This is a genomic window from Microlunatus speluncae (assembly GCF_009299835.1).
In the GTDB taxonomy this organism is placed as follows: Bacteria; Actinomycetota; Actinomycetes; order Propionibacteriales; family Propionibacteriaceae; genus Microlunatus; species Microlunatus speluncae.
In genome coordinates, this window is sequence record NZ_VKCZ01000018.1 from 16,658 (window position 1) to 42,882 (window position 26,225).

The 26,225-nt window shown below is 70.5% G+C and carries 24 protein-coding genes; 16 read left to right on the plus strand and 8 right to left on the minus strand.

Annotated elements, in window-relative coordinates; translation table 11 throughout:
* The first annotated feature begins 2 nt into the window (after positions 1 to 2).
* The gene (locus FNH24_RS21595) at positions 3 to 2,411 is read left to right on the plus strand and encodes a S9 family peptidase (RefSeq protein WP_152364319.1); all 2,409 of its coding nucleotides are present in this window, start codon (positions 3 to 5) and stop codon (positions 2,409 to 2,411) included.
* Positions 2,412 to 2,523: 112 nt separating this feature from the next.
* Here FNH24_RS21595 and FNH24_RS21600 read toward each other — a convergent pair whose 3' ends face one another.
* A complete protein-coding gene (locus FNH24_RS21600) occupies positions 2,524 to 3,900 on the minus strand; it encodes an extracellular solute-binding protein (RefSeq protein ID WP_152364320.1) in 1,377 nt (458 codons plus the stop codon).
* Positions 3,901 to 3,928: 28 nt separating this feature from the next.
* Positions 3,929 to 5,056: a Gfo/Idh/MocA family protein gene (locus FNH24_RS21605; protein WP_217428411.1), complete on the minus strand. Its 1,128-nt coding sequence runs from the start codon at positions 5,054 to 5,056 to the stop codon at positions 3,929 to 3,931.
* A gap of 106 nt (positions 5,057 to 5,162) precedes the next feature.
* Between FNH24_RS21605 and FNH24_RS21610 the strand changes: the two genes are divergently transcribed.
* Together FNH24_RS21610 and FNH24_RS21615 are read left to right on the plus strand one after the other, a co-directional pair.
* Positions 5,163 to 5,549, plus strand: a complete 387-nt coding sequence (locus tag FNH24_RS21610) for a DUF5709 domain-containing protein (protein ID WP_152364322.1) — start codon at positions 5,163 to 5,165, stop codon at positions 5,547 to 5,549.
* A gap of 31 nt (positions 5,550 to 5,580) precedes the next feature.
* A complete protein-coding gene (locus FNH24_RS21615; protein WP_152364323.1) occupies positions 5,581 to 6,486 on the plus strand; it encodes an aminoglycoside phosphotransferase/kinase family protein in 906 nt (301 codons plus the stop codon).
* 61 nt (positions 6,487 to 6,547) lie between these two features.
* Here the strand turns inward: FNH24_RS21615 and FNH24_RS21620 are convergent, their stop codons facing one another.
* Positions 6,548 to 7,840 (minus strand): serine hydrolase domain-containing protein, encoded by a 1,293-nt coding sequence (locus FNH24_RS21620; protein ID WP_161606253.1) that lies wholly within the window; start codon positions 7,838 to 7,840, stop codon positions 6,548 to 6,550.
* 59 nt (positions 7,841 to 7,899) lie between these two features.
* Entirely contained in the window at positions 7,900 to 8,133 is a 234-nt protein-coding gene (locus FNH24_RS21625) for a hypothetical protein (RefSeq protein WP_152364325.1), read from the minus strand.
* Positions 8,134 to 8,161: 28 nt separating this feature from the next.
* Here FNH24_RS21625 and FNH24_RS21630 point away from each other — a divergent pair, with 28 nt between their 5' ends.
* The 9 genes from FNH24_RS21630 to era all read left to right on the plus strand — a co-directional run bounded on the left by FNH24_RS21630 (position 8,162) and on the right by era (position 15,722).
* On the plus strand, positions 8,162 to 9,100 hold the full coding sequence (locus FNH24_RS21630) for a metal ABC transporter substrate-binding protein (RefSeq protein ID WP_217428412.1): 939 nt from the start codon (positions 8,162 to 8,164) through the stop codon (positions 9,098 to 9,100).
* The gene (locus tag FNH24_RS21635; protein ID WP_152364326.1) at positions 9,097 to 9,873 is read left to right on the plus strand and encodes a metal ABC transporter ATP-binding protein; all 777 of its coding nucleotides are present in this window, start codon (positions 9,097 to 9,099) and stop codon (positions 9,871 to 9,873) included. Before FNH24_RS21630 ends, FNH24_RS21635 begins: the two co-directional genes overlap by 4 nt.
* A 1-nt stretch (position 9,874) precedes the next feature.
* Complete coding sequence (locus FNH24_RS21640; RefSeq protein ID WP_152364327.1) at positions 9,875 to 10,741, plus strand: metal ABC transporter permease; 867 nt, start codon at positions 9,875 to 9,877, stop codon at positions 10,739 to 10,741.
* Between the two features lie 14 nt (positions 10,742 to 10,755).
* Positions 10,756 to 11,487: a metal-dependent transcriptional regulator gene (locus FNH24_RS21645; protein WP_152364328.1), complete on the plus strand. Its 732-nt coding sequence runs from the start codon at positions 10,756 to 10,758 to the stop codon at positions 11,485 to 11,487.
* A 201-nt stretch (positions 11,488 to 11,688) separates the two neighbouring features.
* Positions 11,689 to 12,609 (plus strand): PhoH family protein, encoded by a 921-nt coding sequence (locus FNH24_RS21650; protein WP_152364449.1) that lies wholly within the window; start codon positions 11,689 to 11,691, stop codon positions 12,607 to 12,609.
* Positions 12,610 to 12,634: 25 nt separating this feature from the next.
* Entirely contained in the window at positions 12,635 to 13,096 is a 462-nt protein-coding gene (gene ybeY / locus FNH24_RS21655; RefSeq protein WP_152364329.1) for an rRNA maturation RNase YbeY, read from the plus strand.
* Between the two features lie 4 nt (positions 13,097 to 13,100).
* On the plus strand, positions 13,101 to 14,426 hold the full coding sequence (locus FNH24_RS21660) for a hemolysin family protein (protein ID WP_425486904.1): 1,326 nt from the start codon (positions 13,101 to 13,103) through the stop codon (positions 14,424 to 14,426).
* A 2-nt stretch (positions 14,427 to 14,428) separates the two neighbouring features.
* Positions 14,429 to 14,791 carry a cytidine deaminase gene (locus FNH24_RS21665; protein ID WP_152364331.1) on the plus strand — a complete coding sequence of 121 codons (363 nt, stop codon included), beginning with the start codon at positions 14,429 to 14,431 and terminating at the stop codon, positions 14,789 to 14,791.
* Positions 14,784 to 15,722, plus strand: coding sequence for a GTPase Era (gene era / locus FNH24_RS21670; RefSeq protein WP_152364332.1), 939 nt, complete (start codon positions 14,784 to 14,786; stop codon positions 15,720 to 15,722). Before FNH24_RS21665 ends, era begins: the two co-directional genes overlap by 8 nt.
* 64 nt (positions 15,723 to 15,786) lie before the next feature.
* Here the strand turns inward: era and FNH24_RS21675 are convergent, their stop codons facing one another.
* On the minus strand, positions 15,787 to 16,971 hold the full coding sequence (locus FNH24_RS21675; RefSeq protein WP_152364333.1) for a hypothetical protein: 1,185 nt from the start codon (positions 16,969 to 16,971) through the stop codon (positions 15,787 to 15,789).
* A gap of 135 nt (positions 16,972 to 17,106) precedes the next feature.
* Between FNH24_RS21675 and FNH24_RS21680 the strand changes: the two genes are divergently transcribed.
* Positions 17,107 to 19,323, plus strand: coding sequence for a hypothetical protein (locus FNH24_RS21680; protein WP_152364334.1), 2,217 nt, complete (start codon positions 17,107 to 17,109; stop codon positions 19,321 to 19,323).
* Here FNH24_RS21680 and pepN read toward each other — a convergent pair.
* Positions 19,296 to 21,875: an aminopeptidase N gene (pepN, locus tag FNH24_RS21685; protein ID WP_152364335.1), complete on the minus strand. Its 2,580-nt coding sequence runs from the start codon at positions 21,873 to 21,875 to the stop codon at positions 19,296 to 19,298. The genes FNH24_RS21680 and pepN overlap by 28 nt on opposite strands.
* A gap of 33 nt (positions 21,876 to 21,908) precedes the next feature.
* Positions 21,909 to 22,685 (minus strand): hypothetical protein, encoded by a 777-nt coding sequence (locus FNH24_RS21690; RefSeq protein WP_152364336.1) that lies wholly within the window; start codon positions 22,683 to 22,685, stop codon positions 21,909 to 21,911.
* A gap of 123 nt (positions 22,686 to 22,808) precedes the next feature.
* Between FNH24_RS21690 and FNH24_RS21695 the strand changes: the two genes are divergently transcribed.
* Entirely contained in the window at positions 22,809 to 23,270 is a 462-nt protein-coding gene (locus tag FNH24_RS21695) for a ribose-5-phosphate isomerase (protein WP_152364337.1), read from the plus strand.
* A gap of 109 nt (positions 23,271 to 23,379) precedes the next feature.
* Here the strand turns inward: FNH24_RS21695 and FNH24_RS21700 are convergent, their stop codons facing one another.
* On the minus strand, positions 23,380 to 23,616 hold the full coding sequence (locus tag FNH24_RS21700; protein ID WP_152364338.1) for a hypothetical protein: 237 nt from the start codon (positions 23,614 to 23,616) through the stop codon (positions 23,380 to 23,382).
* A 91-nt stretch (positions 23,617 to 23,707) separates the two neighbouring features.
* Between FNH24_RS21700 and FNH24_RS21705 the strand changes: the two genes are divergently transcribed.
* Both FNH24_RS21705 and FNH24_RS21710 read left to right on the plus strand, forming a co-directional pair.
* Positions 23,708 to 24,514, plus strand: a complete 807-nt coding sequence (locus FNH24_RS21705) for an Fpg/Nei family DNA glycosylase (RefSeq protein ID WP_152364339.1) — start codon at positions 23,708 to 23,710, stop codon at positions 24,512 to 24,514.
* Positions 24,496 to 26,052 carry a hypothetical protein gene (locus FNH24_RS21710; protein ID WP_152364340.1) on the plus strand — a complete coding sequence of 519 codons (1,557 nt, stop codon included), beginning with the start codon at positions 24,496 to 24,498 and terminating at the stop codon, positions 26,050 to 26,052. The genes FNH24_RS21705 and FNH24_RS21710 overlap by 19 nt, the downstream gene beginning before the upstream one ends.
* The last annotated feature ends 173 nt before the right edge of the window (positions 26,053 to 26,225 follow it).

A 26,225-nucleotide genomic window follows, 5' to 3' on the forward strand; every position in this document is an offset into this window, starting at 1 on the left:
GGGTGTACGACGAGGACAGCTATCGCCGGGCCGCAGGCTTCCTGCCCGACCGGGTGATCGACGCGATCTCCGGCCTGGCCGGCCCGGTCCGCTGGGCCGACGACTCCTCCCTCGCCTGGTATCGGGTCACCACCGCCCCCGGCTGGCGCTACGTCGCCGTCGACCCGGCCACCGGCGAGCAACGCCCCGCCTTCAACCATGATCAACTCGCCGCCGCCCTCGGCGCAGACCCCACCCGGCTGGCGATCGACGACCTGACCTGGGTCGGCGGGCCCACGGGGGACCATCACCGGCGCCCTTCGACAGGCTCAGGGAACGACCACCCCAACGTCCCCACCGACCGGCCGAGCCGCGATCGGACACTGCAGACCGCGGACTCTCTCGAAGGGCAGGCCGGGTCCGGTTCGTTCCCTGAGCTTGTCGAAGGGCAGGCCCGATGGGAGTTCACCCACGAGGACACCCGGTGGCACTGTGATCCCGACGGAGCCGACGCCCGCCGGCTGACCGACGACGAACGCGACGCCGCCCCCTCCCCGGACGGCCTACACACGGCGTTCACTCGTGATCATGATCTCTGGCTCCGTGATCACCGGACCGGGGTCGAGCGCCGGCTGACCGACGACGGCACCGCGGAGGCCTACTACGGCCGGCCGGTCCCGTCCCCGCTGCGCGCGGCCGGCCTGCCCGGCGCCGGTCAACCCTGGCGGGAGACGGCAGCGCTCTGGTCGCCCGACGGGCGGCTGTTGATCACCCACCGGATGCACACCGCCGGCGCCGGCCGACTGACCATGACCCGCTCGACCCGACCGCTCGGTGTTCGGCCCGACGCCGTCGACTACCTCTACCCGCTGCCGGGCGACGAGCACCCGCCGCGCGCCGAGTTGATCATCGTCGACACCGAGTCCGGGCGGATCGCCCCGGTCGGGCTGTCGCCGATCGAGCAGCTCTACTACGGCAGTCCGATCCCGCGCGCCGGCCAGCGATCCCGGCGGCTGTGGTGGTCGCCGGACGGGGCGGCCGTCTATCTGCTGTGGTCCTCCCGCGGCTGCCTCCGGCTGGTCCTGTATCGGATCGACGCCCGGACCGGAGCGGCGACGGTGCTGGCCGAGGAGGAGGCCGAGACGCCGGTCGACCCGAACCTGACCACGTCGGGGTCACCCAACGTCGCCGTGCTGTCCGGCGGCCGGGAGGTGATCTGGTACTCCCATCGGGACGGCTGGGGCCACCTCTATCTACACGACGTCGAGACCGACGGGCCGGCCCGCCGGCTGACCACGGGCGACTGGGCCGTAGCCGACCTGGTGCACGTGGACGAGGACACCCGGACCGTCTGGTTCACCGCGATGGGCCGGGCCGGCGATCCGTACTGGCGACAGCTCTGCCGCGTCGGCCTGGACGGCGGCGAGCCGGAGTTGATCACGCCCGAGGACGCCGATCAATCCGTCTCCTTCGCCCCCGACGGCAGCACGTTCACCGTCAGCCGGGCCGGGCTCGACTCGGCTCCCGTCCTCGACCTCTGTCGCCCGGACGGCACGACGATCAGCACCCTCGAACGCGGTGATCATCAACGGCTGCTGGACCGAGGCTGGACCTACCCGGAACGGCTCGTGGCCACCGCCCGGGACGGCGTGACCGAGATCCGCGGCGTGATCATCCGACCGACCGACTTCGATCCGGCCCACCGCTATCCGGTGATCGACGCGATCTACGCCGGCCCGCAGACCAACGTCGCGCCGGCCTCGTTCGCCGACCTGGACGAGAAGCACGCCTACTGGCAGGCCCAGGCGATCGCCGAGCTGGGCTTCGTGGTGGTCATGATCGACGGCCTCGGCATGCCGTACCGGTCCCGAGAGTTCCGCGACCTGTCCTACCGCAATCTCGGCGACGCCGGACTGCCCGACCACCGCGCGGCGCTGAGTCAACTGGCCGAACGCTACCCGCAGCTCGACCTCGACCGGGTCGGGATCTACGGCCACTCTGCCGGCGGCTACGCCTCCGCCCGGGCGATGCTGGCCCACCCGGACTTCTACCGGGTCGGCGTCTCGTCGGCCGGAAATCATGATCATCGACTGGACAAGGCCTGGTGGATCGAGCGCTACCAGGGCTGGCCGGTCGGTGATCACTACACCGACCAGGCCAACCGCACCCAGGCCCATCGACTGCAGGGCAAGCTACTGCTGATCCACGGCGAACTGGACGAGAACGTGCCCGTCGCCGCCACCCTCTCCCTGGCCGAAGCCCTGGTCGCCGCGGACAAGGACTTCGACCTGCTGATCCTTCCCGGCCGCCCCCACGCCTGCGCCGCCGACCCGTACCTCGTCCGCCGCCGCTGGGACTACTTCGTCCGCCACCTCGCCGGCACCGAGCCGCCGTCGTACTCGATCACCCAAGGGGCCCCATCCGTTCCCTGAGCCTGTCGAAGGGCAGACCAGATCTCAGGGCCGAACGGAATCTAAGGGATCCGGCTTGCCCTTCGACAGGCTCAGGGAACGAACACTCGAGCGTCCATCGACAGTCGAGGTGTCAGCGGTAGGTCTCGGGGCCGGGATACCAGCCCTGCAACAGCGGTTCGACCTTGGCCGCGAGCTCGTTCAGGACGTCGGCGGCGGGGCGGGTGCCGAGCTCGATCTGCTGCAGCGCGGGGGTGACCACTTCGTTGATCGCGGTTGCGTTCTTCAGCCGCTCGGCGTAGCCGGTGACCGAGTTGTTGATCATGTAGTCGATCGCCGCGGTCTTGAATTCGGGCGGATGCACGTCCGGGTTGATCCAGGTCGCGAGGGCCGTCTCGTCGGTGAAGTACTTCTCGTCCACCGGCATCCACAGCCCGGCCCGGAACAGGTCGATGTGCTCGGGATCCATGGCGTACGTGTACAACTGGAGCGTCTGCTCCAGGTGCTCGGCACCGGATCTGATCACCCGCGGTGTCCGGTTGCGCTGAGTGATCGGCTCCTGGAAGGCCGGCAGCACGCCGACGCCGTAGTCGAGATCACTCTGGCCCAGGTCGAGCAAGGTCCAGTGCCCGTCGATCGCCATCGCCACCCGCTTGGTCTGCAGCAGCACCGTCGTCGTCGGCGCGGAGCCCGACTCGGCCGCGCCCAGCTGGGCCGGGCTCGGCGAAACACGGTGGCGGTGCACGGCGTCCTGCATCCGCTGGAACACCTCGATCACCTCGGGCGTGTTGAGCAGACACCTGGTGCCGGCCTCATCGGCGATGTTGCCGCCGTTGCTGCGGACCAGCGAATACCAGTGCGTCATCGGCAGTGACAATCCGAACTGGGCGACCTGATCGGCATTGAAGCCGGCCTCGCTCGGATGCCGGCCATCGCGGTCGACGGTCAGCCGGTCGGCGGTGTTGATCAAGGTGTCCCAGTCCCAGGCGTCGGCGGCGACGGCCGGCGGCGGCTCGACGCCGGCGGCGGTCAGGGTGGCCCGGTTGTACCAGGTGAGGATGATCTGGTTCGACGCGTGGGTGCCGAGGTTCTTGCCCTCGGCCCAGTAGAAGTAGCTGCCGGGGGAGCGGTCGGCCAGCAGCGGATAGTCCTTCAGGTGTGGCTCGAGGTCGAGCAGTTTGCCCTGCTCGGCCAGCCGGTACGCGGTCGCGGCACCGAGGTAGGCGACGTCGGGAAGATCATTGCTGGCCACCAGGGTGTTGATCTTGGTCTCGTAGTCGCCCGGCACATGGATCGGCTCGACCGTCACACCGGGGTGCTCGTCGCCGAACTGGTCCAGCATCTGCTCGATGCCGCGCTTCTCGAACGCCGAGCCCCAGTACATGTAGCGCAGCCCGACGCCCGAGCCGGTGCTGCTGCCACCACAGCCGGAGAGCGCCGCGGCGGCGCCGGCCAGACCTGCGGTGGCGAGGAAACGGCGGCGCTGCCAGACCGGCTGGACCATGATCATTCTCCTGTTGTGGGGTGCTGCGCTGAGGTCAGAGCTGGGGAACCGGGATCTCGGCGCCGCCGGCGAGCGCGGATTCGTGCGCGCAGATCCCCGGCAGGGTCCAGGCGGCGGAGATCCGGGCGTCGATCGCCGGCGGCCGGCCGGCGACGATGCTCTCGACGAACTCGTGCACCAGGTGCGGATGCGATCCGCCGTGACCTCCGCCGCGACGCCGGCCGTCCGGGCCGGTGATCGAGCGGACGAACGGCTGCAGGTCGGCCGGCAGCGACTCCGTCCGGTCGGGTGACTCGAGCTCCTCGGTGATCACCGTCGGATGACGGCCGTGCTCGGGGGCGCCGGCCTCCAGTCGGTGCAGCAGCCCGGGCCGGCCGCGGACTCGGGACCATTCGAAGCCGAGGCGCTCGCCGTACACGTCGAAGCTCTCCAACTCCTGCCGCACCGTGGCGAAGATCGTCCGGGTGACCTCGGCCGCCAACGGGTACGGCAGCCCGGTCAGCTCGAAGATCGCGGTCTCGCTCGGGAACGGATTGCCGTACGGCTCGGTGAACCGGGCCGGCATCCGGCCGGAGCCGAGGCAGCGCACACTGGCCACCCGGGTGCCGCTGATCGCCAGCAGCGGGGCCAGCGCGTGGGTCGCGTACAGCATCGGCGGATACCACTTCCAGGCCGGCCAGTTCTCGTAGTTGGAGTAGTGCGCGCCGCGCAGCAACTGCACCGCGCCAAGATCACCGGTGTCCGTGATCTCCTTCAGGTGCAGGAATTCCCGGGTGTAGACCGCCGTCTCCATCATCATGTAGTTCCGGCCGCTGGCACGTTGCGCGGCGTGCACGGCCTCGACCTCGCGCACCGACATCCCCATCGGCACCGCGCAGGCACAGTGCTTGCCCGCCGCTAGCGCCGCGATGCTCTGCTCGGCGTGGATCGGCATCGGGGTGACCAGATGCACGGCCGTGATCGACTCGTCGGCCAGCACCTCGTCGTAGTCGGTCAGCCGGCGGGCGATCCCGTGCTCGGCACCGACGGCATCCAGCCGGCCGCGGTCCGGATCGCAGATCACGACCTCGGCGACGGACGGATGACTCTGATAGATCGGCACGAAGGCCGCCCCGAAGCCCAGCCCGACCACAGCGATCGTCAGTTGATCATCGGTAGCCACGTCGGCGAGCGTACGGCCGGGCGACGGGAGGCTCCAGATCCAATTCGCGGCGATTGGTCCCGTTCCCGGGTGGGAGATCGTCAGGGCGGCGTGGCAGGCTGGCGGCATGAGTTCCTACGACGAAGAAGTGCCCGACGCCTCGGAGCAGCTTGATCAACTTCAGCCGGAGGACACGTTGGTCGACCGGGGCGTCGACGACGTCCTGGACGAGGGCTACTCGCCGCCGGAGCGCTGGCAGCGGACGGACGACGACACCACGATCGACGACCGGCTGGACAGCGAGGTGCCGGAGGGCGAAACGGACGAGGGTGAGTTCCTCGACGACGGCGAGGTCGGCGAACTGCGGGCCGGCCGGCTGGTCGACCCCAACGGCGGCATCGGCGACGACGTGGACTCCGAGTTGATCGGCGAGGACGTCGGCATCGACGGCGCCGGCGCCAGTGCCGAGGAGGCTGCCGTACACGTGATCCCGGACGAACCGCGGGACGAGTGACCGACACCCCGCCCCGGCGTGAAGCGCTGCGATGGCTGACGAGGTCGATCGCGACGTGGCGCGGGCGCTGGCCCGCGGCGGCCGCAGCCCCGATCCGGCCGGTCAGGTCGCCGCGGTCAACGACCGCACCGGTGCCGGCCTCACCCTGGTCGGGGCGGCCGAGCACGGCGATTCCGGCGGCGCGCTGTATGTCCGCTGGCCGGACGGGCGGGACGGCGTCCTGACCAGGACTCCCGCCTCGGCCGATCGGATGCGGCTGACCGCCGAGGTGTTGGCCGAAGTGCGGGCCGCCGGGCTCCCGGTGCCGCGGCACGACCTGATCGTCGAGCTCGGCGGCGGCGTCGTCGCCGTGGTCCAGGAACGCCTGCCCGGCAGCCCGGCCCGGAAGCTGGACGCGGCGACGATCGACGCGATGGCCGCCGTCAACGAACGGTTCGCCGGGCTGCTGACGGATCGGCCCGAGGTGCCGGTGCCGGCCCTGCGGATCGGCCCGGACCAACCGGACCCGATGAGCGCGGCCCGGTTGGCCGAGCACAGCCCGCGCACCCGGCGGATGCTCCAGCGCATCCGGGAGATCGGCGAATCGGCGCCGGCGGAGATCGCCGGCGACGACCTGCTGCACCCCGACCTCACCATCGGCAACATCTTGTACGAGTCCGGCCAGGTCACCGGGGTCGTCGACTGGAACTGGGGCGTCGAGCGCGGCGACCGCCACTTCGCCCTGCTCAAGATCTACATCGACCTGTTCTGGAACACCGGCGGCGCCGATCAGGCGGCCTGGGACCGGCTCGATGCACTCGTGGAGGAGCGGATCGAGCCCGACCGGCTGACCGCCTACTGGGCCGGCCTCACCCTGGGCCAGCTGAGCTACTGGGTCATGGAGGACAGCCCCAAGGCCGTCGAGATCTTCCTCCGCTTCGGCGACTACCGCCTCTGAGCCCCGAGCTCACATCCTGAGGGTCCGGGTTCGGGCGCGGTGCGGGTATCGCCGCCGCCGTTCAACCGGTGCGCTGGGTGGAGGCGGCCAGCGCGCCGACGGTGATCGTCGTGGCGACCACCCACGCGGCGCTCCAACCGAGCCCGGCCGGGAGCAGGTTCCAGGCCAGGAACAGCAGCAACCCGCCGGCGGCCGCCGCGACGATGGTGCCACCGGCCTTCCGGCGGGTAACCGCGAGCCCGGCCAGCAGGACGGCAACGGCCAGGGCGGCTGCCACGGCCGGCCCGACCCACGGCGGTGGGTCCGGGAGCGGGTCGTCGGGGAGCGGCGGTACGTCGAGCAGGCTGGTGGCGATCGCGTTGACCGAGGCGGTGGTGTTGCCGGTGACGGCGACGGCGCGGCCGTCCTCGGTGGCGGCGACGAACGCACTGCCGCCGAGCGCTCCGCCCGCGTGCAGGATCGCCGCCGAACCACCCAGCCGGCCCCGCACCCACCCCAGCCCCATCAGGTCCGTCGCCGGGTCGGCGGCGGCAGCGCCGGGCGCGGTCCGGGCCTGGACGCCGACCAGGAGCCGGGCCAGATCGGCAGGCGTCGAGGAGGCCTGGAACCCGGCCCCCTCCCAGCCGGTCGCCCACGGCACCGGGACCGGCCGGCCGAGCTCGTCCCGGCTCGGGACCGGATCCGGCGTGTCGGCCATCGAGGTGTGAGCCATGCCCAGGGGCAGGAAGATCCGTTGCCGAGCCAGCTCGGGAAGTTCGATCCCGGTAGCGGTAGCGAGCGCCTGGCCGAGCAGGGCCATGCCGAGGTTGGAGTAGTCGAATCGACCGCGGCTCGGCAACCCCCGGAGTTCGCCGGCGGTGGTCAGCGGGTCCCGGTCCAGGATGGTCAGACCGCCGACGTTGGCCGCCGTCACAGCCCACCAGGTGGAGGGGAGGCGGGCGCCGAGTCCGCTTGTGTGAGTGGCCAGTTCGAGCAAGGTCACCGTGGCGACCTGTGGGTCCGTGAAGGCGGCCGGGCCGAAGATCTCACCGAGGGTGGTCTCGAGCCGCACCTCACCCCGGCCGGTCGCCTCGGCGAGCAGCATCCCGGTCACGACCTTGGTGACCGACTCGATCCGCATCGGTTGGTCGAGCCGGGCCCCGCCCACCGAGGCCGACACCGTCCGCCCGCCGGACACGACGGTGGCCGAAACCTTGTCGAATCGGCCGTCGTGGACCAGGTCGCCGAGCCGGGCGGCGAGCGCGGGGTCACCGGCGCTGCCCGGCGCGGGATGGATAGGGCGGGGTGCCACGACCGTCGCGCCGACGAGCGTCGCGACGATCACGGCGACGATGATCACCCGGCGCAACGGCACAGTCAGCCCTCCTCGTACGGAGGATACGGCGTTGTTTCCGGGGATCGCCGGACCGGCAGCTACCGGGTCGTCGAGGCGACGGTGGAGGTGGTGGAGTTCGGCTGCCGGTTAGGCCGACGCTCGGCCCGGAGCAGCAGGGCCAGGGTGATCGCGCCGGCGGTGGCGGCCAGCAGGCTGCGCAGCACCGCGTCCGGATCGGTGAGCGAGGTGCCCAGGCCGACCAGGCCGATGATCACGGCGACCGTGGCGAGCACCGCGACAAATCCGCGAATCCACTCCGACAGGCTCACCATTCGACAATGATGCACTATATTTTTCGGCATGCCAAACTTTGTCGTCCGGTGTGCCGTACCGCTGATCATCGTGCTGGCGATGGTGGTCGGCGGCTGCCAGGCGGTGACCAGTCGGGCGGAGACCGGCAAGCCCCTCGTGCTGACCACCTTCACGGTGATCGCGGACATGGCGCGCCAGGTCGGCGGTGACCACGTCCAGGTGGAGTCGATCGTGAAGCCGGGCGCGGAGATCCACGGATATGACCCGACCCCGAGTGATCTGCGCCGGGTGGCCGAGGCCGATCTGGTGCTGGACAACGGGTTCGGGCTGGAGAAGTGGTTCGAGCAGTTCATGTCGGGCGTCGATGCGCCGCACGTGACCCTGTCCGACGGGGTGCAGCCGATCCCGATTCACACCGGCGACTCGGCCGGCCACCCCAACCCGCACGCGTGGATGTCGCCGACCGCCGCCCAGACGTACGTCACCGGGATCGAGCACGCGCTGTCGGAGCTGCTGCCGGAACACCAGGCGGATTTCGCCGCCGCGGCGGACGCGTACCGGAGCAAGATCAAGGTGATCGCGGACGACCTCACCGAGACCCTGGCCGCGGTGCCGCGGGAACGCCGCGCTCTGGTCAGCTGCGAGGGCGCGTTCTCCTACCTGGCCCGCGACGCCGGCCTGACCGAGCGCTACCTCTGGCCGGTCAACGCCGAGGCCGATCCGACGCCGCAGGACGTCGCCGCCGTGGTCGACTTCGTCGAGCAGCAGCGGGTGCCGGCCGTCTTCTGCGAGTCGACGGTCTCCGACGCGGCTCAGCGCCAGGTCGCGGCCCAGTCGGGGGCCCGCTTCGGCGGCGTCCTGTACGTGGACTCGCTGTCCGAGCCGGACGGGCCGGTGCCGACCTATCTGGATCTGCTCCGGCACGACCTGAGCACGATCGCCGATGGTCTCGGCGGGGCCGCGCCGGCCGGCGGGGCGGCCCGATGACCGCGCCCGAGACGACGACCGCCGGGCTCGACCGGGCCGCCGACGTGCCGGCGTTGCGGGTGAGCGGGCTGACCGTGACGTACGACCGGGTGCTTGCGGTAGATCAGGCCGACGTCGAGCTGGCGCCGGCCCGGATCTACGGTCTGGTCGGCGCCAATGGCTCCGGCAAGTCCTCCTTCTTCGGTGCCGTGATGGGCCGGCTGGCCCAGCCTCCCGGGACGGTGGAGATCTTCGGCCTCTCCGGACGCAGCGCGCGGCAGCGGTCCCTGGTCGCCTTCCTGCCGCAGGCCGACGGGCTGGCGCTCGACCTGCCCTGGAGCGTGGCCGAGGTGATCGCCACCGGACGGTACGGGCGGCTGGGCCCCACCCGCCGGCCCCGGGCGGCCGACCGGGCAGTGGCCCGCGAGGCACTGCACCGGGTCGGGCTGGCCGAGCTGGCCCGGCGGCCGATCGGCGAACTGTCCGGCGGCCAGCGCAAACGGGTGCTGATCGCCCGGGCGATCGCCCAGCAGGCCCGGTTGATCATCCTGGACGAACCGTTCGCCGGCGTCGACGAGTCGGCCACGGCGGCGATCGGCGGCGTGCTCCGTGATCTTGCCGTCAACGACGGGGTGACCGTGCTGCTGGCCAGCCACGACCTGGACGGGCTGGTCGGGTTGTGCGACGAGGTGCTGCTCTGGAACCGCCGGGTGATCCGGCGCGGCGACCCGGTGGCGATGATCAAACCGGAGGCGTTGCTCGACGTGTTCGGGCTGACCGTCGAGGAGCGCTGAGATGGGCTTCTGGGAGTTGTTGATCACTCCGCTCGGGTACGACTTCATGGTGCACGCGTTGATCACCACGGTGGTGGCCAGCATCGTCTGCGCGTTGCTCAGCTGCTGGTTGATCATGGCCGGCTGGTCGCTGATGGGCGACGCCGTGTCCCACGCGGTGTTGCCCGGCGTGGTGCTGGCCTACATCGGCGGCTTCCCGTACGTGATCGGCGCGTTGATCTTCGGGCTCGGCGCGGTGGTGCTGATCGGCGTGGTCCGGCAGCGCACCCGGGTCCGCGAGGACGCGGCGATCGGGATCGTGTTCACCACCCTGTTCGCGATCGGGATGGTGTTGATCTCGGTCACCCCGAGCCAGACCGACCTCAATCACATCCTGTTCGGCAGCGTGCTCGGGCTGAGCCGCGGCGACGTGATCCAGGTCGGAGTGGTGGCGCTGCTGGCGGCCGCCTGGATGATCTTCAAACGCCGTGATCTCACCCTGTACGTGTTCGATCCGGGTCACGCCCAGGCGATCGGCCTGCGCCCGGGCCGGATGCGCTGGACCCTGCTGATCGCGCTGGCCCTGACCGTCGTGGTCGCCATCCAGGCTGTCGGCGTGATCATGGTCGTGGCGATGCTGATCACTCCCGGGGCGGCCGCATTCTGCCTGACCCGGCGGTTCGGGTTGATGCTGGTGCTGGCGCCGGTGATCGCGGCCGGCTGCGCGCTGATCGGCCTGTACGGCAGCTACTACCTCGACCTGTCGCCCGGCGGCTCGGTGGTGGTCTGTCAGGGCGCGGCCTTCGCAGTTGCGGCCCTGGTCGGCGGCCTCCGCCGGCACGCCGCCCGATCCCGCCTCGCGGCCGATCCGGTCGCGGTGGCCCGGTGACTACAATGAATCCGATGAGCACATCGGTGCCGCTGGCCGAGCTGTCCGCGATGGCCCAGGACTATCTGAAGCTCATCTGGAAGTGCCAGGAGTGGTCGGACGAACCGGTCAGCACCAACGCCCTGGCCGGCCGGCTCGGCGTCTCGCCCTCCACGGTGTCCGGCAACATCAAGAAGCTCGCCTCCCTCGGCCTGATCGACCACACCCCGTACGGCGCCATCCAACTGAGCCGGCAGGGACACGACGCGGCGGTGCAGATGGTCCGCCGGCACCGACTGCTGGAGACCTATCTGGTGGTCCGGCTCGGCTACGGCTGGGACGAGGTGCACGACGAGGCGGAGAACCTCGAGCATTCCGTCTCGGAGCTGTTCATCGACCGGATCGCCGCCGACCTCGGCCATCCGGCCCGCGACCCGCACGGCGACCCGATCCCGGACGCCGCGGGCCGGTTGGAGCGGCCGGCGGCGCGCCAGCTCTCCCGGGTCGAGCCGGGGGACTGCGGCTTCATCGCCCGGATCCTGGACGACGACGCGGAGTTGCTGCGTTACCTGGACGAGCAGCGGCTGGTCCTGGACACCCATGTCACCGTCGACGAACACCGCCGGTTCGCCGGATCGCTGTCCATCACCCGGGCCGTCGGCGCCGAACAACCGGAGCAGCTGGACCTCGGCCTGGCCGCCGCGGAGTCGATCTGGCTGACCACGTCGCCGCACCGGCACCGGCGCTCGGTCGCGCTCCGGCCCTGACCCGACCGGGCATTCTCCGTGCGGCCCGGTTTCTCCTTGGGCTCTGGCGCAGATCTTGATTAAGATGGCGGGACCTGTCCGTACCGAGTGAGGAACACCCTGACCAGTCACGATCAACCGGCCACCCTGGCGACTGCGGGCCAGATCGCCTCGGCCAATGGAGCCAGCGCGCGCCGGATCACGATTCCCAACTCGATCGAGATGGTCAACGTCCTGGGCTCCGCCGACGAGTTCCTGCGGATCCTCGAACGCGACCTCGAGGCGGAGATCCATGTCCGCGGCAACGAGATCACCCTCACCGGCAAGCCGGCGGCGGTCACCCTCGCGGTCGAGGTGTTCACCGAACTGGTGGCGGTGCTGCGCACCGGCCAGGGCCTGACCCCGGACGCGGTGGAGCGGATCTGCAGCATGCTCAACGCCCGCGAGGACGCCAGCCCGGCCGAGGTGCTGACCCAGAACATCCTGTCCAACCGCGGCAAGACGATCCGGCCCAAGACGCTGAACCAGAAGCGCTACGTCGACGCGATCGACCAGCACACGGTCGTCTTCGGCATCGGCCCGGCCGGCACCGGCAAGACGTATCTGGCCATGGCCAAGGCGGTGCAGGCGCTGCAGAGCAAGCAGGTCAACCGGATCATCCTGACCCGGCCGGCGGTCGAGGCGGGCGAGCACCTGGGCTTCCTGCCCGGCACGCTGAACGAGAAGATCGATCCGTATCTGAGGCCGTTGTACGACGCGCTGCACGACATGATCGACCCCGACTCGATCCCGCGACTGTTGACCGCCGGGACGATCGAGGTGGCGCCGCTGGCCTACATGCGGGGACGGACGTTGAACGATGCGTTCATCATCCTGGACGAGGCGCAGAACACGTCGATGGAACAGATGAAGATGTTCCTGACCCGGCTCGGCTTCGGCTCCAAGATGGTCGTCACCGGCGACGTCACGCAGGTGGATCTGCCGGGCGGCACCAAGAGCGGGCTGCGCGTGGTGCAGGGCGTCCTGGACAACGTCGACGACATCACGTTCTGCATGCTGACCAACCACGACGTCGTCCGGCACAAGCTGGTCGGGCGGATCGTGGCGGCCTACGACCGATTCGAGGCGGCTCGGCCCCGGTGATTCGACGAGACGAGACTCGACGACGATGAGCATCGACATCAGCAATGAGTCCGGATTGGAGGCCGACAGTACCGGCCTGGTCCGGCTCGCCCGTTACGCCCTCGAGCAGCTGCGGATCCATCCGCAGGCCGAGCTGTCCATCCTGTTGGTGGACACCGACGCGATGAGCGCGTACCACCAGAAGTATCTGGGTGAGGAAGGCCCGACCGACGTGCTGTCGTTCCCGATGGACGAGTTGCGGCCGCCGGCCGACGACGAGGAGCCGCCGGACGGTCTGCTCGGCGACATCGTGCTCTGCCCCGAGGTGACCAACCGGCAGGCGGCCGAGCACGGCCGTTCACCCGAGGCCGAGGCCGAATATCTGCTGGTGCACGGTCTGTTGCACCTGCTCGGCTACGACCACGCGACGCCGGCGGAGAAGGCCGAGATGTTCGGCCTCAAGGACAAGATCATCGCCGGCTGGGCCACAGCTCGGCAACGGAGCTGATCGGATCATGAGTCAGTACCTGGTCCAGCTCGGGATCGCCCTGCTGCTGGCGATCCTGGCCGGCCTGATGGCCGCGGCCGAGGCGGCGCTGGCGTCGTTCTCCCGCAGCCGGGCCGAGAAACTGGTGGCGGAGGGCCGCCCCGGCGCGCTCCGGGTGAAACGGATCGTCGAGGACCCGCCGCGCTATCTGAACACCGCCCTGTTCCTGCGGATCGTCTTCGAGATCAGCGCGATCGTCCTGGTGGCGCTGGTCTTCTTCGGCGTCTTCGGGCTGACCTGGCAGGGCGTGTTGATCTCCGCCGGTTCCATGATCATCATCTCGTACGTGCTCTGGGGTGTCGCGCCCCGGACGCTCGGCCGGCAGCACCATGATCGGGTCGCCTGCCTGTTCGCCGGGCCGCTGGTCGGGCTGACCCGGGTGCTCGGTCCGCTGTCCCAGCTGCTGATCCTGATCGGCAACGCGCTCACCCCGGGCAAGGGATTCTCCGAGGGGCCGTTCGCGACCGAGGCCGAGCTGCGCGAGCTGGTCGACCTGGCCGAGGCGAGCGAGGTGATCGAATCCGGCGAGCGGCGGATGATCCACTCCGTCTTCGAGCTCGGCGACACCATCGTCCGCGAAGTGATGGTGCCGCGCACCGACATGGTGTTCATCGAGAGCAACAAGACGCTGCGGCAGGCGATGTCGCTCGCGCTGCGGTCAGGCTTCAGCCGGATCCCGGTGATCGGCGACGGCGGCCTGGACGACGTGGTCGGCGTGCTCTATCTCAAGGACGTGATCAAGCGCGTCTACGACAACTCGAAGTCGGAGACCACGGAGCGGGTCGCCTCGGTGATGCGGACGCCGGAGTGGTGCCCGGACTCGAAGCCGGTGGACGAACTGCTGCGCGAGATGCAGCTGAAGCGGACCCACCTGGTGATCGTCGTGGACGAGTTCGGCGGCACCGCCGGGATGGCGACGATCGAAGACATCCTGGAGGAGATCGTCGGCGAGATCACCGACGAGTACGACGAGGAGAACACCGACATCACCCGGCTCGGCGACGACCGGTTCCGGGTGTCGGCGCGGCTCGGCGTGGACGAACTCGGCGAGCTGTTCGCCCTCGACCTGGACGAGGAGGACGTGGACACCGTCGGCGGTCTGATGGCGAAGCTGCTGAACAAGGTGCCGATCGTCGGCTCGACCGTGACCTACCACGGCCTGGAGCTGGTGGCCGACCGCTCCACCGGCCGGCGCAACCGGATCGGCACGGTGGTGGTCCGCCGGTTCGCGGCACAGACCGCCGAGGTGCCGGAGCTGACTTCATCGGACTCGACCGCGAAGGCCAACTGATCATGAATGCTGCACCATCGCTCCCTGAGCCTGTCGAAGGGCAAGCCACCTCACCCGAGGACGACAAGATCATCAAGCTGGCCCGGGCCGCCCGGGCCCGGACCGGCGCCGCCGAAGGCGCCTGCATCCGCGACACCGACGGTCGTACCTACGCGGCGACGACGGTCGACCTGCCGCACCTGAAGCTGTCCGCCGTGGCCGTGGCCGTCGCGATGGGAGTCTCGTCCGGGGCGCCCGGCCTGGAGGCGGTCGCGCTCGTCGGCGACAGCTCGCTGACCGAGGCCGATCGGGCCGTGATCACCGACCTCGGCGGCGACGCCGTGGCGATCCTGCAGGCCGGCCCGGACGGAGTGCTTCGTGACTGAGCCGGCCGAGCCGGCGGAGTTCCGGTCCGGCTTCGCCTGCTTCGTCGGCCGGCCCAACGCCGGCAAGTCGACGCTGACCAACGCGCTGGTCGGGACCAAGATCGCGATCGCGTCGTCCAAACCGCAGACCACCCGGCACGCGATCCGCGGGATCGTGCATCGTGCCGACGCGCAGTTGATCTTGATCGACACGCCGGGCCTGCACAAGCCGCGGACCCTGCTCGGCGAGCGGCTGAACGATGTGGTCCGGGCGACCTGGTCCGAGGTCGACGTGATCGGCGTGTGTCTGCCGGCGAACCAGAAGATCGGACCCGGCGACACCTACCTGGTCGCCGAGATCGCCAAGCTGCCCAAGCGTCCGGCGCTGGTCGGGATCGCGACCAAGTCCGACCTGGTGACCCGGGAGCGGATGGCCGAGCACCTGCTCCGGATCTCCGCCCTGGAAGACGAACTGGGCATCAGCTGGGCCGAGATCGTCCCCGTGTCGGCGACCGGGAATGATCAACTCGACGTGCTCTCCGGGGTCCTGGCCGGGTTGCTGCCGGCCGGTCCGCCGCTCTACCCGGACGGCGAGATCACCGACGAACCGGAGGAGACCCTGGTCGCGGAGCTGATCCGGGAAGCCGCCCTGGAAGGCGTCCGGGACGAGCTGCCGCACTCGATCACCGTGATGATCGACGAGATGGGCCTGCGTGCGGACCGGCCGGCCGAGAAGCCGCTGCTCGACATCTATGCCTCGATGGTGGTGGAACGCGATTCGCAGAAGGGGATCGTGATCGGCCACCGCGGCGCCCGGCTGCGCGAGATCGGCACCGCCGCCCGGAAGCAGATCGAAGCCATGCTCGGCACCCCGGTCTTCCTCGACCTCAAGGTCAAGGTGGTCAAGGAGTGGCAGCGCGACGCCAAGCAACTCAACCGCCTCGGCTTCTGAACACCCCGACTTGTCAGAGTTAAGGGACGTCATAGCGTCCCCTAATTCTGACAAGTCGGGGTTGTTAGGCGGTGCGGCGGAGGAGCGGGACCCGGTCGATCAGGCCGACCAGGACGTAGAAGCCGGCGACGGCGATGCAGACCACGGCGATCAGGCCCGGCGGAGTCTGGCCCGGGTCGAGGAAGAAGTACGGGATCGGCACGGCGAAGGCGGCGTTGGCGGTCCACAGCGTGATCACGTACGCGATCGGGAAGATCATCATCGCCAGCACCTGGCGGAGGGTCAGCGGCTGCATCAGCGAGTGACCGACCCGGACCCCGGCGATCACCACGATCGGCGCCACCACGTGCATCGAGATGTTGGCCCACATCGTCGCCTCGTCGGTGCGTAGGCCCTGGGTCGGCACCACCACCAGCCAATAGGCCAGGCTGGACAGCAGGATGCCGGCGATGCCGGAGCGCAGGATCACCTGATAGCCGGGCGGCTTGATCGGCCGGGCGATGGCGGCGGCGGTGACCAGCAGCGCACTGAGCACCGAGAACAGCAGCAGCACCGGCGTCTTCAGGTCCGGCTGCTGGCCCTGCAGCCAGATCCCGGTCAGGGCGGCGATCGGCACCCAGATGTTGATCTTGTAGCGCGGGGTGAAGTAGCTCATCGCCGAGTCGGCGAAGATCGACCAGAGCAGCACGGCGCCGAGCGACGGCACGATCACCACCCAGAACCGGGTCGGATAGTCGGGGTTGAGCCGGGCGGCCTCGATGCACATGAAGAAGGTGTAGACCACGCCGAGCGCGTACAACCCGAGGAACGGCAGCAACGCCGCGATGTAGCGGGAGACCCAGCGATCACCGCGCTCCTGGACGATCGTGTACAGGTTGGTGATCGGGTTCCGCGCCCGCGAGCCGACCAGGCCGCGGCGCGACTCCGGCTCCATGCCGGCGATCCGGATCAGTTCGTCCTCCAGCAGCCGGGCCGACCGGGCCCGGCGCGAGGTGCCGGCGATCATGACCGTCTGGTAGAGCATCAGGAAGACCACCGGCCAGGGCAGGTAGCCGATCAGGCCCGGCGGGAATCCGGTCTGGTAGACGGCGAAGACCGAAACCGGCAGATAGGCGGTGATGATCCCGATCAACGCCATGCTGACCTGGGACGCGTTCTGGATGCCCGCGTCCTCCGTCTGCAACAGGGCCGACAGCGCCTCGGTCCGCGCCTCCGGGACGGCGCTCTCCTCGGCTGGCTGGTCGTTCATCTCGTCCCCTTCACCTGGCGAGTCCTGGCCGTCTCATCGCGAAGTACAGCACGTCTCGGTCCGAGGGACGGCCGATTGACGTCCGGAAGACGCTTTCCGTACGGTTGGGACCACGCGCGACGCGGGAGGGAATCCATGATCAACTCGACCCCCGACGCCTCCATCATGATCGAGTCGCTCGCCGCCTGGGTGGCGGCCGGCGATCGCTACTGGATCGAGCCGAACGGTTCCGGCGAGCTCGGCTGGTACGGCTCCGGCTACAACAACTGGGGCGTGCAGACGAACCAGAAGTACTTCTCCGCGGTCGGCGCGCTGGCCGCGATCACCGACGATTCGGCGTTGGCGACGCGGGCCCTGGCGGCGCTCCGGTTCAGCGTCCGCAGTCACCATTCGGGCGGTGGGCGCTGCGCCGACGGTACGGCCTGGGGGCACACCTGGATCAGTCCGCTCGGCGTGGAGCGGATGATGTTCGCGGTCGACCTGCTGGCCGACCGGATCGACGCCGAGCTCGCGGCCGGGCTGGACCGGATGCTGGTCGACGAGGCGGAATGGATCCGCACCTCCTACCACCGCGGCCAGGCCCGCGGCGTGGTCGGCGACGTCTGGAACGACTCCGGCCGCAACGGCCCGGAGTCGAACCTGTGGACCGGTGCGCTGCTCTGGCGGACCGCACAGCGGATCCTTGATCATCCCCACCGCGCCGACTGGGAAGAGCTGGCCCGGACCTTCCTGATCAACAGCGTCAGCATCGCCGCCGACGAGACCGACGAGACGATCGTGGACGACCTGCCGGTCCGGGACCGGTTCCGCGGCGCGAACTTCTTCGACTCCTACGCCCTTGATCATCACGGCTTTCTCAACGTCGGCTACCAGATCATCTGCGCCAGCAACGCAGCGATCCTGCACTTCGACCTGAAACGGCGGGGGGAGCCCGCCCCGGCGGCACTGCACCATCACCAAGGCGACCTGTGGCGGCTGATCCGGCCACTGATCGCCCCGGACGGCCGGGCGCTGCGGATCGGCGGCGACAGCCGGGTCCGTTACGCCTACTGCCAGGAGTATCTGTTGCCAGCGCTCTGCTACGCCGCCGACCGCCTCGGTGATCATGGTGCGTTGGGCCTGCTGCGGGCCCAGGTCGGGCTGATCAGGCGGGAACAGGACGCGGCCGGCGACGGTAGCTTCTACGGCGAGCGGCTGGCCGACCTGGCCGTCAGCAGCCCCTATTACTACACCCGACTGGAGAGCGACCGGGCCAGCGCCCTGGCCATGGCCCAGGTCTTCTCGGCCGAGACCGAGCCGACGCTGCCGATCGAGCCCACGTCGGCGGCATCGATCACGCTGAACTGGGTCGACCATGATCATCAGGCAGTGGCGCACCGCGGCCGGCACCGGCTGGCCTCCTACTCCTGGCGGGCGTTCAGCCTGACCCAGGGTCTGTGCGTCCCGCTGGTCGACAGTTCGCTGGCCGAGTGGGATCTCAACCTGGCGCCCGAGATCCGGCTGCTCGGTGATCACCGTGACGGGTTGGGGGCCGGCGGCCCGGGCCGGCTGTCCCGCCGGGTCGAGCACAGCCGGGTCCGGTCGTTCGACGGCGGCTTCGTCACCTCGGGCACGGTGGTCGAGGGTGCCCGGTTGACCATCCCCGAGGGCTGGTCCGGCGGCGACGGGGCGCGGACCATGATCGCGATCGCCGCGTTGCCGGACGAGCACACCATGATCGGCATCCACCGCACGGTGACCGCCGACTGGTGGGTCGGCGTCGGCTCGGTGAAGGGCCTGCACCTGAACGTGCCGAACGACCTCTACAACGCGTCTCGGCGGCGCTACGAGCACGCGGGCGGGACGCTGGAGCGCACGCCGGGCGACGACGAGCGGCTCGACCTGGGCCGCTGGGTCAACGTCGACGGCGTCCTCGGGGTGGTCGGCCTGTGGGGGAGCGGGCAGCTGTCGGTCGACCGGTCCGGCCGACGCCGCGGCGGGCCGCAGCACTCCCTGTTCGTCGAGGAGCTGTGCTTCCCGGCCGAGACCGGGCCGCGGTATGCGCCGCCCGGCAGCGTGCTGGTCGAGCACGCCTTCGCGGTGCTGGCCGGTTGCGACCGAGACCGTACCGCGGACTTCGCGGAGCGCAACGGCGCGGGCCGGCAGGACGCCGACCTCGCCGACGGCCTGGCCGGGGTGAGCGTCACCGCCCTCGACGGCTGCCGCTACCGGCTGCTGCTCAACGTCGCCGACCAGCCTCGATCGCCGGCCCTGCCGACCGGTGCGAGCGAAGTGGGCGCCGGTGCTCCGAACGACGCCGCCCTGGAGCCGGGGGCGGCCCGGCTCTATCGCTGGCCCGACGCTGCCCGCTGAGCCCGCAGCGCCCGGGCCGTCTCGTCCCGGCGCTCGGAGACGATCCGGCGCACCGACGGGGTCAGCTCGGTCCGGTCCAGCCAGTCGTTGACCTGGTCGAGCTGGGCGCCGGTGTCGTCCAGCCGCGGATAGAGATAGACCAGCGCGTTGTCCCGGAGCGAGGTGCCGCGGGTCGCCCAGACCCCGGTCCCGGCCGACATCGCGGCCGCGGCGTCGAGGTAGTCGGCCAGATAGGGCCGCACCAGCTCGTCCTGATCGGGCTGGTTGAAGCGCAGACAGGTCTGCCGCTGGGTCTCGTTCGGCACCCCGTCGGCCACCACGGCCAGCTGCCACGCAGCGGTCTTCGCCGCCGGGTCGGGCCGGGCGGCGCGGGCCCCGGCCGCCTGCTCGGCCCCGGTGATCGTGTTGTCCCGGGCCGACTCGGCGGTGATCACCGCGTCGTCGATCAGCCCCAGCCTGGCCAGGTTGATGATCAGGATCCAGCGCAGATCCTGATCAACGGCCAGCCCGTCCGGCACGTCGGCACCGTCCAGCCAGCCGCGCAGCAGCGCGCCGGCCTGATCATCGAGCGCGGCGTGCGCGTACGCCTTGGCCAGCGCCAGCTGATGATCGGAGCCGGCCTCGGCCTTGGCCAGCAGCCCGGCGAGCCCGTCCTGCCAGGTGCGCCGGGTCGCGGCCCGGCGGTCCAGCGGGGTGTAGCTCTGCGCGGCCTGCAACGCCTGCGCCAGCACAGCGTCCACCGCGGTCAGGTCCGACTCGATCGCGACCCCGCGTAGCACCAGCTCGACGTAATCGCTCGCCGGCAGCTCGCCGTCGCGGCACAGGTCCCACGCCGATCCCCAGCAGACGGCACGGGCCAGCGGGTCGTCGAACCGGTCGATGTTGTCGATCAAGGTGCTCAGCGACCGGGGATCGAGCCGCACCTTGGCATAGCTGAGATCGTCGTCGTTGATCAAGATCAGGTCCGGTTGGGTCAGCCCGACCAGCTCGGCCACCTCGGTCACCGGGCCGGCGAGGTCGGTCTCGATCCGGTCGGTCCGCACCAGTCGGTCGCCGGTCAGCCGGTAGAGCCCGATCGCGATCCGGTGATCACGCAGCGTCGGCCACTCCGCCGGTGCCGCCTGGCGGATGGCGAACCGGGTGAACGTCTCGTCCTCGGCCACGGCGAAGTCGGCCCGCAGCGTGTTCACCCCGGCCTGCTCCAGCCACTGCGCCGACCAGCCGGACAGGTCCCGGCCGGACGCCTGTTGCAGCGCGGCGAGCAAGTCGCTCAGCTCGGTGTTGCCGAATGCGTGCTCGGCGAAGTAGTGCCGCACGCCGGCCAGGAACGCGTCCTCGCCGACGAAGGCGACCAGCTGCCGCAGCACCGAGGCACCCTTGGCGTACGTGATCCCGTCGAAGTTCTGCTCCACGGCCTCGAGATCGATCATGTCCGCGGCGACCGGATGGGTGCTGCTGAGTTGATCTTGTCGGTAGGCCCAGGTCTTGCGCTTGTTGCAGAACGTCGCCCAGGCCAGCCGCGGGTCCGGATCCAGCCGGCTCTGGGCAAACGTCGCCGCCCATTCGGCGAAGGACTCCTTCAGCCACAGGTCGTCCCACCAGCGCATCGTCACCAGGTCGCCGAACCACATGTGGGCCAGCTCGTGCAGCACGATGTTGTCCCGGTTGTCGTGCGCCGACTTGGTCACCCGGCTGCGGAACACCAGATCGTCCCGGAGTACGATGCAGCCGACGTTCTCCATCGCGCCCATGTTGTATTCCGGCACGAACGCCTGGTCGTATTTGCCGAACGGGTACGGATAGCCGAACGCCGCCTCGAACACGTCGAAGCCGCCCCGGGTGACCTCGAAGATCATTTCCGGGTCCAGGTGCGGCCGGACCGAGTCCCGGACCAGCAGCGACATCGGTGCGCCGGTCGTGCCGGCCGGCCGGTCGGCGATCACCCGCTCGTACTCGCCGGCGACCAGGCCGACCAGATAGGTCGAGAACGGCTCGGTCTCGGCGAACTGCCAGCGGGCCAGCTCTGCCGCCACGTCGGACCGTCCGGTCTCGACGCCGTTGCCGATCACTGTCCAGTGCCGCGGCGCGATCACCGCGACCGCCATCTTCGCCTTCAGGTCGGGCTGTTCGAAGCAGGCGAACACCCGCCGCGCCTCGGCCGACTCGAACTGGCTGTAGCAATAGATCTTGTTGTCGGCGGGGTCGACGAAGCGGTGCAACCCGAGCCCGCTGCGGCTGTACCGGAACTCTGCGGTGACGGTGAGTTGATGATCACCGGCGAACACCTCGACCGGCAGCCGACTGGCCGCGAACCTGCCCGGATCCAGCGCGACGCCGTCCAGGTCGGCGCTGATCACCCGGTCGGCGATCGCGTCCACGTGCAGACTGCCGTCCTCGCGGGCGCGGAAGCTGACCGTCGTGGTGGAGCGGAAGGTGGCGGCAGGGTCGGCGACCTCACGGCCGGACAGGTCGATCTCGATCCGATAGTGCGAGGTCTCGATCAGGGCCGACCGTGCCATGGCCTCGGCGCGGGTGAGGTTGTCCGGAAACATGGCCTCGATCCTGCCACGAACGTCTCCCGTTCGTCAGGCGAAGCGGGCCGTGCTGGCCCGGAGGAAGGCGCGCCAGGTCTCCGGGTTGCCGAGGTCGTCGCCGGCGCCGAGCTCGCCGGTGACCTCCGCGACCACCTGCCGGGTCGGGTCCGTCCACTGACCGTCGATCGGCGCCGGACGATCCCAGACGTGGCTGCAGATCGCTTGCACCGCGTGGATCTGGACCCGGGACTGCCCGGTGAAGGTGGACAGCTCGGGCCCGGTCTGGCCGTTGTCGATGTGGATGTGGTTCAGATGTTGATCATCGAACAGGTAGGTCAGCACGTCCCGGAAATGGTGGTGCAGGCTGGCCGCGGTGGCCCAGTAGCGGCGCAACAGCGTCCGCTGCTCGGCGGCCGGAGCAGCCCGCCAGTGGTCGTACCGACAGGAGATCACGTCCTGGCCCCGGTGCCGCAGCCCGGCCAGATCGAACGCGCGGCCGGCGTTGTGCCAGGAGGAGCACTCCACTCCGCCGTCGGTCCAACTGCCGTAGGTCCGGAGCTCGGAGACCGTTACGCCGGTCTGCTCGCGGAAGAACGCGAGCCAGTCGATCAGCCGGTCGTAGAAGACGGTGTCGAAGGAGAAGGTCCGGCCCTGCTCGTCCACCTCGTAGATCAGCGGCAGGTCGCCGAGGCTGTCATGGCCGGTCAACGCCGACCGGGCCGCGCAGAACGGAGGTTCGCCGTCGCCGTCCGGCAGCAGCCCGCAGCCGGCGAAACCCAGAGCCGCGAATCCGACACCGCCGAGCAGGACCCGCCGCCGCAACGTCATGGCAGCGAGCATAGGAGGTCCGCTGAAGCACATCCGGGTGCCGCGCGCCACCCCGATCTTGATCTTCGAGCGATGCGGACCGGTGCCGGGCCCGGACCGGGCGGGACCTGACATAGTTTTCCCATGCGCGTACACATGGGCAGCGATCACGCCGGGTTCGAGTTGAAGAACCACCTGGTGTCGGTGCTGCGGGCCGACGGCCATGACGTTGTCGATCACGGGCCGCGGGTGTACGACCCGGACGACGACTACCCGATCTACTGCATCCCCGCGGCGGAAGGGGTGGTGGCCGATCCGGGTTCGCTCGGCGTGGTGATCGGCGGCTCCGGCAACGGCGAACAGATCTCGGCCAACAAGGTGGTCGGGGTGCGGGCGGCGCTGGCGTACGACAGCGAGACCGCGGAGCTGGCCCGGCAGCACAACGACGCCAACGTGATCGCGATCGGCGCCCGGATGCATGATTCCGACGAGGCGGCCGCCCTGGTCCGCACCTTCCTGACCACGCCGTTCAGCGCGCAGGCCCGGCACGCCCGGCGGATCGAGCAGATCGGCGCGTACGAGCAGCGCCGCGGCAGCGAGGACTAGCAGGAACTCCCGGCGAGAGGCAGTGGGGGAGAGGCTTTACGCTCCCTGAGCCTGTCGAAGGGCAGGCCCGATCTCCCTAGCCCTTCGACAAGCTCAGGGAACGGAACAATCAGGGCCGGCGCGGGCGGCGACCCTCGGCCCGGGCCAACAGTTCGGCGAGCACGGACTCGGCCAGCCGGTCGTCCTCCGGTGTCGGCAGCGACACGTCCCGGGCGCGCATCGCCCGGTCGAGGGTGACCAGACCGGACACGCCGTCGCGGCCGAAGTCCCGGGGCCAGCCGTCGCGGGTTTGCTCGGTGGATTCTCGGGTGATGGTGGTCGGGGCCGATGCGGCCGCACCTGTCATGGGAAAGAGACTAGTCTCCTGTCCCTCTGTTGTGCCTGATTTTGGGGATGAACATGCGGCGCCGGGTGATCGCCCGGCGGGGAAGGGTGAGATGCCGGAAGGTCATACCCTGCATCGGCTGGCGCTCGACGTGACCGCCGGCTTCGGCGGCCGGCCGGCCGCGGTGACCAGCCCGCAGGGCCGCTTCGCCGAGTCGGCCGCGCTGCTCGACGGATCGGTGCTGAGCAACGCCACCGCGCACGGCAAACACCTGTTCATCGAGTTCGCGGGCGATCGGCTGCTGCACATCCATCTCGGCCTGATCGGCACCCTGCGGTTCGGGCCGCCGGCGCCGCCGCAGGGCGAGGTCCGGGTCCGGCTGGCCACGCCGGAGCTGGTCGCCGACCTGCGCGGCCCCCAGCTCTGCACGGTGCGGACCAGCGCCGAGGTCGCCGAACTGATCACCCGACTCGGCCCGGACCCGCTGCGCGACGATGCCGATCCCGACCTGGCCTGGCGGCGGATTCAGCGGTCGACCCGGTCGGTGGCGGCACTGCTGATGGACCAGGAGATCCTGTCCGGGGTCGGCAACGTCTACCGGGCCGAGGTGCTGTTCCGGAACCGGATCAACCCGCACCGGCCGGGCAACAAACTCAGCCGCCGCAGCTGGCAGGCGATCTGGGCCGACCTGCTGCTGCTGATGCCCAAGGGCGTGATCGACAACCGGATCGACACGGTCCGGCCGGAGCACACCCCGGAGGCGATGGGACGACCGCCGCGGGAGGATGATCATGGCGGTGAGGTGTACGTCTACCGGCGCAACGCGATGCCCTGCTGGGTCTGTGGCTCGATGATCAGGACCGAGCTGCTGGCCGGTCGCAATCTCTTCTGGTGTGGTCGATGCCAACGTCGCGGATGATCTTCGAGGTGCCGCCCGGGCGGCTCGACGTCGATGACGGGGGCCGGATCGTGGCCGCCCTGGCCGGTGATCGCAGCTATCTGTCCGGCGGCAGTGTCGGCGAGGTGATCATCGCCGGCCGACCGCACCAGCCGACGGTCGCTCGGCTGGCGGTCGACGAGGACGAGATCGACGTCGACCTCGCTGCCGGTGACGGCCTGACGCTCGCGGTCCGGCACTCCTTCGCGGTCGGCTGGGGCTGGCGGATCCGGCTCTCGAACGACTCGCCGGACGAGCTGGCCGTCGATTCCGTACGGCTGGACCTGACTCTTGGCGCGGAGATGGTCGGCCATCCGATCGCGGCCGGCAGCGAGGCGGAGCTGGTGATCCGGCCGCGGGACGGCGAGGGACCGATCCTGGCCGGCCGGCTGGTCACCGGCTCGGTCGCGGAGATCACCGAGACGGGGCTGATCACCGGGCCGCTGCGGCTGCCGCCCGGCGCCGGTTACGTGCTGACCTGGCAGTGGAACTGGTACGACGACGTGGCCCGGCTGATCGAGCGGCGGCGCGGCATCGTGCCCTGGCCGACGGTGCGGACCGTCGGTGAGCCGATCGACCTGCGCGGCGACCCGGACGCCGCCCTGATCGTCCCGGACGACCTGCTCGGCGCCGGCGGCATGATGCGCGGCCCGGGCGGCGAACTGACCGAGCTGGTGTCCGACCAGGCCGGGCGCTACCGGATCGAGGAACGGTCGGCCCGCGGCACCGTCACGTTCGACCTCGGCTGGGCCGCGCCGGTGGAGCAGGCGCTGGGGGAGCGGGTCGACCGGTTCGCGCGCGCCACCGGGCCGGAGGCGGCGGCACTGTCGGCCGCGGACGGGATCGTGCTGCACCTGGCGCTCGGCGCCGGCACGGCCACCGACCCGGACCGGGCCACCGACGCCCTCGAGGTGATCACCGCCGGCCTGGTCGACGCCGGCCCGCGGACCGGCCTGGACGCGACCCTGCTCTGCCTGGAACACCACCGCACCGGCGAGCGGGACCCGCTCGACCTCGCTGTCACCTGGATCCTGAGCTGCGACCGGGTCGATCCCGGCCTCGGCTTCGCGGTCACCCAGGCCTGCCTGGCCCGGGTGATCCGCGGCCAGTCGATCAGCGGGATCATCGACCGCGCCGGCGCCTTGGCCGCCGCCATCCCGGACCGGCCGACCCTGCCCCTGGACGCCGCCGGCGTCGCCGAGCTCGAGCTGCTCGCGGCCATCCACCGCAACCTGGAGCGCCCCTCCCCGGCATTCCGCTCCCGACTCCGCGCCGCCGGCCCGTACCTCGGCAGCGGCGAGGTCGCCCCGGCCCGCCCGGCCCTCGACACCGAACGCCGGGCCGCCCTCGTCGCCGTGCTGAGATTCGCCGACGAGCAGGCCGCGGTCGCCATCGGCCGCGACTGGGCCGCCGCCCCCTCCGCCCTGGCCGAGGTCGCCGCCGCGTACCTGCTCGACGAGATCGCCGACACCGGCTCCAGCGAAACCCTCGCCTGGCTCGCCCTCGGCCTCGCCACCTGAGCTGTTCCGTTCCCTGAGCCGGTCGAAGGGCGGGCCAGACGGCGGCCTGACGGCCGGAAAGACGCATCAAGGGCGGGCGGGTCGTTCCGGTCGGTCCGCCTGGCAGCCGGGCGCCGGTTCCGCCGGCGGCCAGTATCGGAGGGCGCCGCGCGACTGTTATCGGCCGACGCGAG